The organism is Eubacterium sp. BIOML-A2 (genome assembly GCF_009680135.1).
Classification (GTDB): domain Bacteria; phylum Bacillota; class Clostridia; order Lachnospirales; family Lachnospiraceae; genus Faecalicatena; species Faecalicatena contortus_B.
This window is the reverse complement of sequence record NZ_WKZK01000024.1, coordinates 49,085-63,274: the sequence shown is the minus strand read 5'-3', so window position 1 is coordinate 63,274 and position 14,190 is coordinate 49,085. Positions and strand designations below refer to the sequence as shown.

At 46.2% G+C, this 14,190-nt stretch carries 13 protein-coding genes and 1 riboswitch; all 13 genes read right to left on the bottom strand.

What is annotated here, in order from left to right; all coding sequences use genetic code 11:
- Positions 1–227: 227 nt before the first annotated feature.
- The 13 genes from GKG43_RS10545 to GKG43_RS23690 all read right to left on the bottom strand — a co-directional run bounded on the left by GKG43_RS10545 (position 228) and on the right by GKG43_RS23690 (position 14,011).
- Positions 228–989, bottom strand: a complete 762-nt coding sequence (locus GKG43_RS10545; RefSeq protein ID WP_055155264.1) for a DUF3307 domain-containing protein — start codon at positions 987–989, stop codon at positions 228–230.
- Entirely contained in the window at positions 979–1,665 is a 687-nt protein-coding gene (locus GKG43_RS10540) for a SatD family protein (protein WP_050642075.1), read from the bottom strand. Before GKG43_RS10540 ends, GKG43_RS10545 begins: the two co-directional genes overlap by 11 nt.
- Positions 1,666–1,976: 311 nt before the next feature.
- Positions 1,977–2,753: an RNA methyltransferase gene (locus GKG43_RS10535; protein WP_050642076.1), complete on the bottom strand. Its 777-nt coding sequence runs from the start codon at positions 2,751–2,753 to the stop codon at positions 1,977–1,979.
- Between the two features lie 36 nt (positions 2,754–2,789).
- On the bottom strand, positions 2,790–3,446 hold the full coding sequence (locus tag GKG43_RS10530) for a TrkA family potassium uptake protein (protein WP_050642077.1): 657 nt from the start codon (positions 3,444–3,446) through the stop codon (positions 2,790–2,792).
- Positions 3,447–3,487: 41 nt separating this feature from the next.
- The gene (locus tag GKG43_RS10525) at positions 3,488–4,867 is read right to left on the bottom strand and encodes a potassium transporter TrkG (RefSeq protein WP_050642078.1); all 1,380 of its coding nucleotides are present in this window, start codon (positions 4,865–4,867) and stop codon (positions 3,488–3,490) included.
- 263 nt (positions 4,868–5,130) lie between these two features.
- Positions 5,131–5,823, bottom strand: a complete 693-nt coding sequence (locus GKG43_RS10520; RefSeq protein WP_025654428.1) for a response regulator transcription factor — start codon at positions 5,821–5,823, stop codon at positions 5,131–5,133.
- Complete coding sequence (locus GKG43_RS10515; protein ID WP_050642079.1) at positions 5,816–6,871, bottom strand: HAMP domain-containing sensor histidine kinase; 1,056 nt, start codon at positions 6,869–6,871, stop codon at positions 5,816–5,818. Before GKG43_RS10515 ends, GKG43_RS10520 begins: the two co-directional genes overlap by 8 nt.
- Before the next feature lie 115 nt (positions 6,872–6,986).
- Positions 6,987–8,174, bottom strand: a complete 1,188-nt coding sequence (gene metK / locus GKG43_RS10510) for a methionine adenosyltransferase (protein ID WP_050642080.1) — start codon at positions 8,172–8,174, stop codon at positions 6,987–6,989.
- Between the two features lie 142 nt (positions 8,175–8,316).
- A riboswitch (SAM riboswitch) is annotated at positions 8,317–8,414 on the bottom strand.
- 140 nt (positions 8,415–8,554) lie between these two features.
- Complete coding sequence (locus tag GKG43_RS10505) at positions 8,555–9,124, bottom strand: GNAT family N-acetyltransferase (protein ID WP_050642081.1); 570 nt, start codon at positions 9,122–9,124, stop codon at positions 8,555–8,557.
- 89 nt (positions 9,125–9,213) lie between these two features.
- On the bottom strand, positions 9,214–10,641 hold the full coding sequence (locus tag GKG43_RS10500) for a CapA family protein (protein WP_070102557.1): 1,428 nt from the start codon (positions 10,639–10,641) through the stop codon (positions 9,214–9,216).
- A 565-nt stretch (positions 10,642–11,206) separates the two neighbouring features.
- On the bottom strand, positions 11,207–12,499 hold the full coding sequence (locus GKG43_RS10495) for a UDP-N-acetylglucosamine 1-carboxyvinyltransferase (RefSeq protein WP_025654423.1): 1,293 nt from the start codon (positions 12,497–12,499) through the stop codon (positions 11,207–11,209).
- A gap of 141 nt (positions 12,500–12,640) precedes the next feature.
- Complete coding sequence (locus GKG43_RS10490; RefSeq protein WP_050642083.1) at positions 12,641–13,159, bottom strand: shikimate kinase; 519 nt, start codon at positions 13,157–13,159, stop codon at positions 12,641–12,643.
- A gap of 213 nt (positions 13,160–13,372) precedes the next feature.
- Positions 13,373–14,011, bottom strand: a complete 639-nt coding sequence (locus GKG43_RS23690; protein WP_070102558.1) for a hypothetical protein — start codon at positions 14,009–14,011, stop codon at positions 13,373–13,375.
- Positions 14,012–14,190 lie beyond the last annotated feature (179 nt).

The following is a 14,190-nucleotide window of genomic DNA, read 5'->3' as shown; positions in this document are numbered from 1 at the left end:
TGCATTATGGCAAAGAAAAAGAAGCTCTGTTACGAGCTTCCTAAAGAATGAACGCTAAATCGACTGTGAATAGTAACCACCGTTTTTATTCTAAAATAAGTATATCTTGGAGCCCTGTTTCCTTCTCATATTAAAATCCAGACAGAAATCCTATCTCAAAGATCTCCGCCTGGATTCTATTCTGCTTATTTATAAGAGCCGAAAAACATTGCCTTCCGCACCGGCTTTCATGGAATGATAAAAGACGTCATAATAACAGCTAGGGTGCTTAACAACGTTCCTAATAAATAATACTCCGCAAATTCCGGTACTTTCGCAATCTTATCATATCTTGCAATTGACTTAGCTGTTAAAACCAGGCCAATCGCCGCGTATTGTCCTAATGATATGAAAACCAACATAATAAAACGCTCTATAGTTCCAATGAACCTTCCTGCATTATAATTCTCTTTTCTCCCCAAATCCTTATCTTTTGGCCTGTAGACCGATAACATTTTGGATATGGCAATATTTGCAGGCTTGTGTATCATAAGCACTGCCGTAATCCATGAGGCTGTCACGGCCCCAGATATCCCTGCTGTCTCAGCAAAGTCTGCGATACAGCGTAATAAATTTAACCTGCATCCATATATGGTAAAACAGTATGCAATGATAAGCAGGCTGATAATGTGAAGAGCCTGATCTATGAAGAAAATTTTTTGTTCTCTATACACTATTGTTTTTACTTTGTTTTTAGTTTTGAGATTATAGTAAAATTTTGACAAGTCTACTATCATATGTACCATCGCAGCTATCATCCCATATAGTAATACCTCATATGACATTACAAATACTGAAACCAGTATAACGGCTGCCCAATAACAAAGGCCGTGTATAAAAACCCATTTCAAGCTTTTTGTTTTTTTATCTGCCATCGTTTCCGTCTGGAAATAAAAATCTCCAATTACATGGGACAACAATAGTAACATGAAAAATTCTCTAAATATCATCCTGAGTTATTTCCCCCAACACTTTACCTACAGTATCCAGTGCTTCCTTATATGCATAATACCTCCCCTTTGCAAGTATACGCTGTACCGTAGACTGTTGAATCCCCATACGCCGCGCCACATTCACCTGACCGTCCTGATGTCCAAGCATATCTGTTATTACCTCTCTCTGCCTGTCACTCCAGGAATCTTTAATCACTGTCAGCAAAGTAAAGATTGTATTTATCATAATTGTAACTGACTCATTATCACCTTCAATACCAAGACGTATGTCGGCAGAGTCAATCTGTTTCCGCTTTTCGTTTTGCTTCAAATACTCTACCGCTTCCCGAGCCTTATGATACCCGGGACCGTCTGCACCTATTGCCATATCAGCGTTGATATCAGTAATGATTTCTCCCACACCGATTCCATAACGAATTTTCACCGGGTACATCTTGCTTTCTATCTCCGTAATGATCTGCAGGATATTGCTCCCGTTACACAGAAGCCCTTGAAATTCATCGCCTAAAGTTATCATGAAATTTGATGAAATGTCTTCATAATATTTCTGATTCACTTCATTCAATACTTTTTGTAACTTTTCCTGAATCTTTTTTCTGTCATTTAGCTTTTTTGAATCCTTAATATCCCCTATTATTGCTATATACGGCATATAATTAAAGAAAAAGAACATAATACTGCGCCTCCATTCCTTTTCATTATATAGCCTTACGGATGAATAATCAACAATTATGTATCATACAGGCTATAATTGAAGATTATAGCCTGTATGATACATAATATCGAAAATAATTGTACGTGAATGCATCAATTACTATAATTCCCTGCCTGTATTAATATAGCATATCCCTCTAAAAGTAAGGCGCTTCTGCACACTGTGCAACGCAGTACCAGTACATCGTAAAATAAGTAACTGACTCATAAGCTGAGATAAATTTTCGAGAGTGCTGCTCCACAAACGCAAGCGCAGTGGGCTGCGCTGTACTAACCCCGGCGCTGCCTGCTCACCTCGAACATCAGCACCGCAGCAGCCACAGCGGCATTGAGCGATTCTGCCTGCCCTTCCATGGGAATTCTCACCCAGGCGTCCGCTTTTTCTGCCACCTCCGGGCGCAGGCCGTTCCCCTCATTTCCAATCAGAAATGCAGTTCCGCCGCAATAATCTTCCTTATCATATGAATTTTTCCCCTCCAGGTGCGCTGCATAGACCCGGATATTTTTATTTTTCAGATAAGCAATCCCCTCCATCATATCATCCATGTACAAAAAGGGCATCCGATATACAGCACCCATCGTAGACCGGATGGTTTTCGGATTATAGATATCCACGCAGTCACGGCTCAGCAGAATCCCCGTCACTCCCGCAGCCTCGGCTGTACGGAATATGGTTCCCAGATTCCCCGGATCCTGCAAGTTATCCAGTACCAGAATGTGCGGATTCTTCTGCCCTGCAATCTCCTCCATCGTATACGACATCTGCCGTACAACTGCCAGTATCCCCTGAGGGCTCTTGGTGTCTGAGACATGCGCAAACACCGAATCCGTAAGCACTTCCGGCTGCGCACCGTATTTCTTTAATTCTTCCTCATGTTTCCCATAATAAGTCTCCGATACATACAACCTGACCAGGCTCTTTCCGGGTGTCTCGCCTACCATACGGGATCCCTCGGCTACAAATACACCCTCCTGATTTCTGGCTCTGCTTTTCTTCTGAAGCTGCAGCAGCTCCTTTACTTTTTGATTGCTTGTGCTTGTTATCATACTGATACACCATTACCTTCTAAAATATATCAACCACTAAAACGTCTTATCCTGAAACTTCGCCAGCACAGAGTTCGCACCGATTACAATAATGATACATTCCGCCGGCAGAGGCTTGTGAGGATCAAAGGTGACATCCACTTCCTCACGCTGCATAACCCCGACCACATTAATTCCATAGCGCTCACGTACCTTCAGTTCTGCAAGGCTCTTTCCTACCCAACGTTCCGGAATCACTGTTTCAGCCATGCTGTATTCTGAAGACAGTTCGATCCAATCCGAAAATGCGGTGGATACCAAGCTCTTGGCTACCCTGCTGCCCATGTCACGCTCCGGATACACAATGGCGTCCGCGCCGATTTTCTCCAGGATCATCCCCTGAAGTTCATCCCTCGCCTTGGCAAGTACATAGGGAATTCCCATCTCCTTACATGCAATGGTGGCCATAATACTGGCCTCCAGACTCTCCGATACCGCAACCACGGCTCCGTCCAGATTCCGGCCGCCCAGTGACAGAAGGGCATCCGGATCCGCCACATCGGCGCGCATGGCGTAGGATACGGAATCCGATATCTCCTGCACTTTCTCATAAGATTTATCTACCACGATTACATCGCTGCCCAGACTTTCCAGCGTGAGCGCCACACTGCGCCCAAAACTTCCCAGGCCAAATACTGCATACTGCTTCTTCATTTTATTTTCTCCTGACTAATCCTTTATTTTTCAGACACGCTCTAACCGAGCATAATTCGTTTTTCCGGCAGATCCCTCAGCTGGGAAGCCGAATTGGCGCGCCCTGCGAATACGAGCGCCAGAGTAATCGGACCGATACGTCCCACATACATCAGAACCATCAGCACCGCCTGGCTTATACGGCTCAGCTCCGGCGTCAGATCCGCCGTCAGTCCGACCGTCGCCATCGCTGATGTCACCTCGTACATGATCCGCATAAAGTCTATCCCCGGCTCCAGCACCGTTATCAGTGTCACCCCTGACAGCCAAAACAAAAATGTCAGCAGTATAATCGCAATCCCAGATCGCACAACGGACGGTTCGATTTTTCTGCCAAAGCATTCCGTATCCCGCTTTCCTTTGAGCACCCCAACGCCGGTGAGCAGCAGCATAGCCACAGTCGTTGTCTTCACACCTCCGGCAGTTCCAGCCGGAGAGCCTCCTACAAACATCAGGATACATGCGAGAAGCTTGGAACCCGATGTCAACCCGGCCTGCGACACGCTGGCAAATCCTGCTGTCCTGGTCGTAACAGACTGAAAACCGGATGCCATCAGCTTCTGCCAAAAATTCAGTCCGCCCATAGTCTCCGGGTTCTTATATTCAAGAACAAAAAATCCCAGAAAGCCGGTAATTAAGAGTACTGCCGTCATAGTCAGCACGATCTTCGTCTGCAGCTTCAGGCGCATGAACAGACGCCTGGGAGGCTGTCTTTGGATAATGACACGCTTCGTATTTGTGTAAATGTCGTGCCATACCGGGAATCCCAGACCGCCGAGCACAATGAGAAATATGGTGGTAAGACTGACAATCGGAGATTTTACATATCCCATATAACTGCTGTTTCCCAGTATATCGATCCCTGCATTGCAGAATGCCGACACCGCATGGAAGACAGAATAGCATATCCCCTCCACCAGTCCGTATTCGGGAATAAACCGAATCGAATAGAGAAGCGCTCCGATTCCTTCCACCACAAATGTTCCGCGTAGAATACGGATCACGAACTGCACCATTCCGGTCAGCGTATCCAGACTATAAGTCTGCTGGATGACCACACGCTCCTTCATTGTTATCTTCTTTTTTATAATCAGAAAGAAAGCAACCATACATGCGATCACGCCCAGCCCGCCGATCTGAATCAACACCAGTAGAATTCCCTTTCCGATCACGGTAAACTGTACCGCAGGCGTAATTGTAACAAGCCCGGTCACACAGACAGCCGAAACAGCGGTAAACAATGCATCCGCAAAAGCAATCGGTTCCTGATTGCTGACAGGAAGCCATAAAAGCACAGCTCCCAGCAAAATAACACCCAGAAACCCCACTGCAATTTTCTGCATGGTATTCAGGCTCATTTTTCTTAAACTTTTATTCTTCATTTCCTAACACCTTGAATTATATTCCGGATAAACCGGTATGTCTTTTGGAGTATGCCTGGCAGTGACTTTAAAGACGATAAAATATCCATATCATTTATGATTATAGAGACTATTATAAGCAGCCGCTTTGGTTATCATTCTAACACAAGCTTCCGAAAAAGGACAGTCCCGAAATCATTCGGAACTGTCCCTTATCAGGTTATTCAGTATTTCTTTTGTATTATACAGTTAGTTGCAGCCCGCTCAGATCCTCATCTATCCTGTTAAACTTTAAACCGGTACCCCACACCCCATATAGTCTCAATATACTGGGGATGAGAGGTATCATATTCGATCTTCTCACGGATTTTCTTGATATGCACCGTAACAGTAGCAATATCCCCGATGGACTCCATATCCCAGATCTCCTGGAAAAGTTCCTCCTTTGTGTATACATGGTTTGGATGCCCTGCGAGGAAGGTCAAAAGATCAAATTCCTTCGTGGTAAAGGATCTCTCCTCCCCATTCACCCATACCCGTCTTGCCGTTGTATCAATCTTAAGCCCTCGGATTTCGATGATTTCATTCTCTTCCACATTGCTCCCGATCAATCTCTCATAACGTGCCAAATGTGCCTTTACACGCGCTACAAGCTCACTCGGGCTGAAAGGTTTTGTCATATAATCGTCTGCGCCCAGTCCCAGTCCTCTGATTTTGTCAATGTCATCCTTTTTCGCCGATACCATAATGATCGGCGTATTCTTCTGGTCGCGCACCTGTCGGCAGATTTCAAATCCATCCACGCCCGGCAGCATCAGATCCAGGATAATCAGATCATAATCCTCTTCCAGAGCTTTTCTGCGCCCGATCTCTCCATCATTTGCAACGGCCACCTCGAAGTCGCTGAGTTCCAGGTAGTCCTTTTCAAGGTCAGCGATGCTTTCCTCGTCCTCGATAATCAAAATTTTCTTACTCATCCAACGGTACCTCCTGATATTTTCTGATTACAAAATACATTGTTGTTCCAACCCCATCCTCGCTGGTCGCCCAAATCTTGCCGCCGTGCTCTTCCACGATCTTCTGTACGATAGAAAGCCCGATACCGCTTCCTCCCTTAGAAGAATTGCGTGAAGCATCCGTCCGGTAAAACCGGTCGAATATATACGGCAGATCTTTCGCGGCAATTCCCTTTCCATTATCCCCAAGTTCCACTTGGATAAAATCACCCACATCCTTTAAACTCATAGTAATCTTCCCTTTTGGTTTATCCATGTATTTCAGGGAATTAGTAACAATATTATTAATAACACGCCTGAGCTGTTCCGGATCCACAATCACTTTCGAATCCGTCTCCACATAATTGCAATATGTGAATCCCACACCCTTTGCCTCCAGTTCAAGAGACAAATCCTCCGCACAGTCGCCAAAATACTGCTTGGCCGATATCGTTGTAAAATTATAAGGTATACGATTAGTATCAATCTTTGAGTACAGCGTCAGCTCATTAATTAGCAGATCCATCTCATTAGCCTTATTGTATATTGTTTTAATGTATCTGTCCATCTTTTCCGGCGTATCCGCCACACCATCCATAATCCCCTCGACATAGCCCTTAATCGCCGTAATAGGGGTCTTCAGGTCATGCGAGATATTACTGATCAGTTCCTTATTCTCTCTATCATATGCAATCTTATCCTCCGCATTCGCTTTCAGGCGCAGACGCATCTCCTCAAAATCCCGGCACAACTGCCCGATCTCATCATCCGTTTCACTTTTAATCTCAAAATCAAGATTCCCCTCTTTAATATTCCTCGCCGCCCGCTGCAGCTTCGCCAGCGGAACAGACACCGTCCTGTAAATCCAGTAAATCAACAGCGCAGCCGTCATAAAGACAACCAGCAGATAAAGCTGCTGATACTCCCCAATCTCCCTGGGCGCAAACGTATGCACTGCAACCGTAGTAAAAAGCGTTGACAGAATCATCAATGTCATAAATGCAATAACCAGTTTCGTTTTAAGCTTCATGATTTCCTCAAAGGGGTCTGACCCCTTTGCCCTCCGTTTTCTGAATTTTCTGAAAAAAGCAGGCTCCCGAAGGCGCCTGCTTTATCTTTTATTTTACGCACCTAATACTGTTATATTACAGATATTTTTTCAATGCGTCAACTTTATCTAACTTTTCCCATGGTAAATTTAAATCATTGCGTCCAAAATGACCGTATGCCGCGGTCTGTTTGTAGATCGGCCTGCGCAGATCCAGCATCTTGATGATGCCTGCCGGACGCAGATCGAAGTTCTCGCGGATAATCTCTACCAGCTTATCTTCGCTTACTACACCTGTACCGAATGTGTCAACCATAATGGATGTTGGCTGTGCCACTCCGATTGCGTAGGACAGCTGAATCTCACATCTCTTTGCAAGGCCGGCTGCTACGATATTCTTTGCCGCATAGCGTGCTGCATATGCTGCGGAGCGGTCTACTTTCGTGCAGTCCTTTCCGGAAAATGCACCGCCGCCGTGGCGTGCCATTCCGCCGTATGTATCCACGATGATCTTACGTCCTGTAACACCGCTGTCACCGTGAGGCCCGCCAATGACAAAGCGCCCCGTTGGATTGATGAAGAACTTGGTATTCTCGTCTACCATGTCTGCCGGAATAATCTCGTCAAATACATACTTTTTGATATCTTCATGAATCTGCTCCTGTGTCACATCCGGGTCATGCTGTGTGGAAAGAACGACTGCCTCCAGTCTCTTCGGCGTATTGTTTTCATCGTATTCCACTGTTACCTGTGTCTTTCCATCCGGACGAAGGTAGGTGAGAACTCCGTCTTTTCTGATCTTAGTAAGCTGTAATGCCAGTTTATGTGCCATCGCGATTGGATAAGGCATATATTCTTCTGTCTCATCTGACGCATATCCGAACATCATTCCCTGGTCGCCTGCGCCGATTGCCTCGATCTCATCGTCTGACATCTTATTCTCTTTTGCTTCCAGCGCTTTATCCACTCCAAGTGCAATATCCACAGACTGTTCGTCAATTGCCGTGAGCACGCCGCAGGTATCTGCGTCAAAACCAAGTTTATCCTTCGTATAGCCGATCTCTCGCACCGTCTCACGCACGATTTTCTGAATATCCACATATGCTTTTGTGGTGATCTCTCCCATAACCAAAACAAGTCCTGTAGTTGTACAGGTCTCACATGCCACACGGCTCATTGGGTCCTGTTCCAGCAGGGCGTCCAGAACTGCATCTGAGATCTGATCGCACATCTTATCCGGATGTCCTTCTGTTACTGATTCTGATGTGAATAATAATTTTTCCATACTCTTTCTCCTCCTTAAATTGTCAGGACTGCTCTTTTTAGCAATCCGAATCAGCACTTTCTCTCCGGAGTCGTTTTCTTTACATTGAATATAAAGAAAACAGCCCACAAGAAGCGGACTGTTTATATCATATAAATCAATCCTCTTATTGTTCGATTACTCGCTCAGGTTGGCACCTTCCTTTTTTGGGGTTGCCGCGGCTTCACAGATCCTTTGTATCTCCACCGCTCTGAATAAGAGAAAGCTTGCTTTATTAAATTGTTTACTATACTTCAAACCTTACACCGTATTGCGCGAAATGTCAATATATTTTCCACTATTTATAGATTTTTTTATGACTGAGGGAGTGAGAAGCCCATGTAGGCTTGCCCACTTTGTTCTCAAATCAAAATTCTATCTGTATCCACTTCTCCCACAGGTAATATGGGCACTGGCTGCGTTGGATGCTCACCCAGCATCTTTTCCATCCAGATCATATCGTACCATGTATCAAATTTATAACCGCATTTATGAAAATGCGCGTTTGTTTTATAACCCATTTTCTCATGAAATGCGATGCTCTCCGGATGCGGGTAGGCAATGCATGCATTTAGATTCAAAATATGCTGCTCTTTTAAAATAGCCTCCAGCTTTCCGTATAACAGCCTTCCAATCCCCTGTCCTTTATATATCGGCCTGATATAAATGGTAGTCTCAACCGCCCAGTCATATGCTGCCCTGTCCTTAAATGGTGATACATAGCTGTATCCTGCAATTCGTTCACCATCCACAGCTGCAAGCCAGGGATATCTCTCCAGCGTCCTCTTAATCCGCCCGGAAAATTCCTCCAGCGCGGGCGGCTCATATTCAAATGTAATGGCCGTTTCCTTCACATATGGTTCATAAATGTCCAGCATTTCCTGTGCATCCCTGGTATCCGCCATGCGCACAATAATTTTCTGTTCCTCCATCCTTCCGCCTCTTCTTCAATACCTGCAGCAGACTTCGCCTTCTGCAGATCTTTTCATTCTCTGCACTGCGTGCAGACCGTTTCACATCCTTATTTCTTCTCTGTAACCACACCGTTTTCATCAATTCCCGCGTTGGGCGATAACCCTTCCAGAAAATCATAAAATGCGGTCTGCTCCTGCTGATCGCTGATATACTGTGTCGTAAATCCGGTCTGCAGACATGGCACAAAGGACATTTGCTTCAGCCCTTCTGGTGTAAGATCCAGTTTCAGAAGCCCCGTGTACTTTGTCTCATCATTAAACCAAAAATCTCCCATGCTGTAAACCACCGGTCTGCCGTCTATGTATTCAATTCCCTGAAGTACATGAGGATGTCCGCCAACCACAATGTCAGCGCCCGCCTGCAGGAATTCCGCTCCCATATTGTGCTGATTTTCTTCATATGTATTGGTATCTTCCGGCCCCCAGTGTATGTAAGCAATCAGATAATCACACTGCCCTGCGGCATCCGAAATCACCTGCTTATATTCTGCAGGATCATAGGCCTCCAGCACCCCCGGGGAGTCCGTCTCTGCCTTAGGGGTATAAAATACGATCTCCGCATTGGTAGCCGCCACAAAACCGATCTTCATGCCGTTTACGACAAAATATACCGGCCGTCTTGCCTCCTCACTGTTCCTGCCGCCGCCCACATAAGGAATCTCCGCCTGATCCAGAAGATCCATCGTATCCATCATGGCATCCCTTCCATAATCATAAACGTGATTATTGGCCAGTGAAACCAGATCCGTTCCCATTTCCTTCAAAAGTCCCATCCGTTCCGGCTTCGCACGAAATGTATAAAGCTTCCCTTCCAGCGGCTCACCTCTGTCACTGATACAATACTCGTGGTTCAGATAGAAAATATCCGCGTCATTAGACATCTGCAAGATCTCAGGCGAAATACACTGTGACAGGTCATTCACCGTATCATAATGATCCAAAACAAATCCATCCTCAGCAAAACACAAATCCCCGGCAATCACCACCTCCGCCTGGTCCGTCTTCCCATCCTGCAGAAAAATCCCCTGTTCTTTGGCAGTTTGCGCATCATCGAGTTTCCCGTCATACCGGTCGCGAAGAACATGCATTGTCTCCCCCAAAGCCTCATAAATTCCTTGCCCAGAAATCTGTCCTTTCCGAACGCGCTTCAAGATCGCCTCCCGTTTCCCGGAATAAGTATCCATAACCCAGGCCCCAAAAGACTTCCTGCCGGCGGCCTGCTTCTCTGCCGAAACAGGAACCGTCTCCTCACTATCACCAAAAGTCTCAACAAAACAAGCCTGAACCGCCTTCACGCCCCGCTCAAGCTCTTGGGCCGCCAAACGCCGCCGATGCCCCCTGACCCCCAGACTCACCGCCAGAACAATCACAACAACAACACACCCGCCAAAAACCGCCACTCTGCGCCGAACCTCCCGCTTCCGTTTCTCCAGCCTCTGTCTGCGCAATTCCGTATCATACCTGTCACTGCCCATAACTCAAATCCTCTTTCCGTAAATTCCAACTCCGCCCGCCGGCCCCAACCGACCTGCCGAATCCTTCTTCATCCAGTAGCCGCCCTCTGCAAAAACACCTGTACTAGAGCGTGTCTGAAAATTCATTGCCGCAATTTTCAGATACGCTCTAAAGCCTCAAGAAAACAATCCCACACTCCTGCAAAAAAGTCAAGCCCCAACTCCGTCCAAACACAGCCACCCCAATCCGCCTCTCCCGCCCCAAAAGCCTTCCGGGTGCAAAACGTCCCGCCTTGAAAAGCCCAGCCCCGGCTGTAGGGAATCGTGTGCTTTCCGCGTGCGTAAATAGGAATATTAGATTTACTTATATGAAAATACGGAAAAATGCAGGTCAAAACTATGATTCCGAATCATAGTTTTGCGCCGGCCTGACGCGTGAAATCCATCAGGATTTCACGTGGCATGCCGGCGTTGCCTGCATTTTCCCGTATTTTCATATTAGTAAATCTTATATCCCTATTCCCGCACGCGGAAAGCACATGATTCCCTACAACCGGGGCGAACCCTTCTCCAAGCCCCCCATTTCTCACCCAACTTTAAACTTGAACTTCTGTATCTCTTTTTCGCTGGATACTTTTTCAATCATCCCGCCCAACCCGCGGAGTTTTTCTTCAAATCTCTCATAGCCTCTCTGGATATAGACAATATCATCAATGATCGTAATCCCGTCTGTTGCCAGGCCCGCAATGCAAAGAGCTGCCCCTGCCCGCAGATCCGGAGCGCTCACCCGTGCACCGGAAAGCTTCTCCACACCTTCAATCGTCGCTGAATTACCTTCTACCTTAATCACCGCGCCCATTCTGGCAAGTTCATCCAGATATTTAAAACGATTCTCGAAAATACTTTCTGTAATTGTGCTTGTTCCTTTTGCCAGAGCCAGTGTCACGCCGATCTGAGGCTGCATGTCTGTCGGATAGCCTGGATAAGGCAGTGTCTTAACCTGTGTAGACGACAGTCTCCTTTTTGCTACAACACGCACTGCGTCGTCAAACTCTTCTATTTCGCAGCCAATATCAACCAGTTTGGAAATCGTCGCATCCAAATGTTTCGGAATTACATTCAAAACCGTAACATCACCCAAAGTTGCTGCTGCCGCGAACATAAATGTCCCTGCCTCAATCTGGTCCGGGATGATGGAGTATTCCGTCTTGTGAAGAGACTTCACACCACGGATCTTAATCACATCCGTTCCCGCTCCCTTGATATTGGCTCCCATACTGTTCAGGAAGTTTGCAACATCAACAACATGCGGCTCCTTGGCAACATTCTCCATAATCGTCAGGCCGTCAGCCATGGCTGCAGCCATCATTACATTGATGGTAGCCCCTACGGTTACAACATCAAAATAAAGATGGGTTCCTCTGAGAACCTCTGCTTCTGCCACAATCTTACCGTGTTCAATATCCACGTCAGCACCCAGAGCACGGAATCCCTTCAAATGCTGGTCTATCGGACGGCTGCCGATATTGCACCCGCCCGGAAGCGCTACTTCTGCTTTTCTGTATTTCCCAAGCAGAGCACCTAGCAGATAGTAGGACGCTCTGATTTTCTTTATATAATCATATTCGATATTAAAGTCGCCGATTGTGCTTCCGTTAATCTTTACTGTGTGCGGATCCACTCTCTGCACCGTAGCGCCGATTCCCGCTATGGCCTCCAGCATCACATTAATATCATTTACATCTGGCAGATTGTCAATCAGGACAGTCTCGTCCGTCATAATCGCCGCTGCCAGAATAGCAAGTGCCGCATTCTTGGCTCCGCCTATCTCAACTTCCCCTACAAGCGGACTGCCGCCTTTAATAATATATTGCTCCATATTGCACCTCGATTATCCGATATTGTTATCGTGATCCCTTATCATTATTCCCCTGTTACTTCTTCAAGTCCAATTTTCAATATGCTAAGACATTATACCATAAAATGAAAATTTGTAAAATCATTTTTTCCCGTACTTCCGTCAATCCACTTGTCTTCCAGGATCTTCCACAGCGTTCAGTACGTTCTCTATGGTCTGTTCAATCCGGCATCCATCTTCGGAAATGGTAATATCCGCATACATTTCAAACAGCTTCGTCCGCTCATTATACAGGTCACGGAATGTCTGCCCTTCCTTCAGGACAACTCCGCGCTTTTTGGGACTTCGAATCCTTCTTTTTATTGTTTGATAAGAAGCCTTCAAATATACGACCGTTCCGATTTCTTTAAAATGCCTCATCGCCTCTTCACAGTAGATCACACTGCCGCCCGGCGATATCACAGCATTTTTCACATCCAGATCACGGTTGACCTGATTTTCAATTTTCAGGAATCCCTCTTCTCCAACATCTGCAATAATCTCGCGCAGGAGCCTATCCTCTTGCTCTTGAATCAGCAGATCTGTATCAACAAACTTCATGCCCAGCCTTTTCGCCACAACAACACCGACTGTGCTCTTTCCGACTGCCGGCATGCCAATAAAAATAAGATTTTTTTTCATGAGTATATCCACCTTGATTTATCCTGACTATCCATGATTCTGCAGCCTCACTGCAGATCCGCCCGCAGGGCATAGTTTACGGGATGCCCTTTGGACAGTAATACATCTTGCGGCATTATATCATGAATCAAGATTCATGACCGCCATTCGCCGTTCGGAAAATGTGCAGGCACGCTTTCCTCACTAGCGTTCATTATATCATATTTTTTTTAATTAGTAAAATTTGCGCCTGCATCGCCGGTTATCGCACCTGCGTTTATACAATTCCTGATACAACATTACTTCCACCATATCGCGCAGCCAGTTCTGCCCTCCAGGCCCCTGAGGCGGACGGTTCTGCGGAGGACGGCCCGGTCTTGGCGGGCGGTTATCCTGCGGCGGACGCCCTGGTCTCGGCGGGTGGTTATCCTGCGGCGGACGCCCTGGTCTCGGCGGGCGGTTATCCTGGGGCGGGCGCCCCGGTCTTGGCGGACGGTCATTCTGCGGCGGGCGTCCCGGAAGGTGTATCGCCTGCTCTTCCATGAGATCTTCCGAAAACAGCTCCTCTTCCATCATCTCTTCCGGAAAAACGTCCTCGTATCCTTCCCCATAAAACATCTTTTCATGTTTACGTACATTATCATAGATCCGGCTGCACATCATACGCAGCTGCAGTTTATCCGGATATTCGTCATACATCATGCTGCAATCGTACTCCATTCTGTCACACTCATCTTCTACATACGGAAGGATTTTTTTAGCCATTGACGGATAGAGACTTTTCATATATTCAAAGTCTCTCCGCTCAATTTTCTCATCATCATACGCAAGCGGCATAGGGTATGCCATGTAATAAGGCAGTTTTGGATTCATAGTACACACTTCCATTTCAAGACATTATATGGTTAGTATATGCTATTAGCAGAAAATCGTTAATTCATGGGAGTATTCTCTTTTAAATTTGCATCCTTTATAATTTCTGACAATGCAATCACCTCACATATTAAGTCCATACAACTAGTACAAGAAAATCTAAATACCTTGCTGGTTCG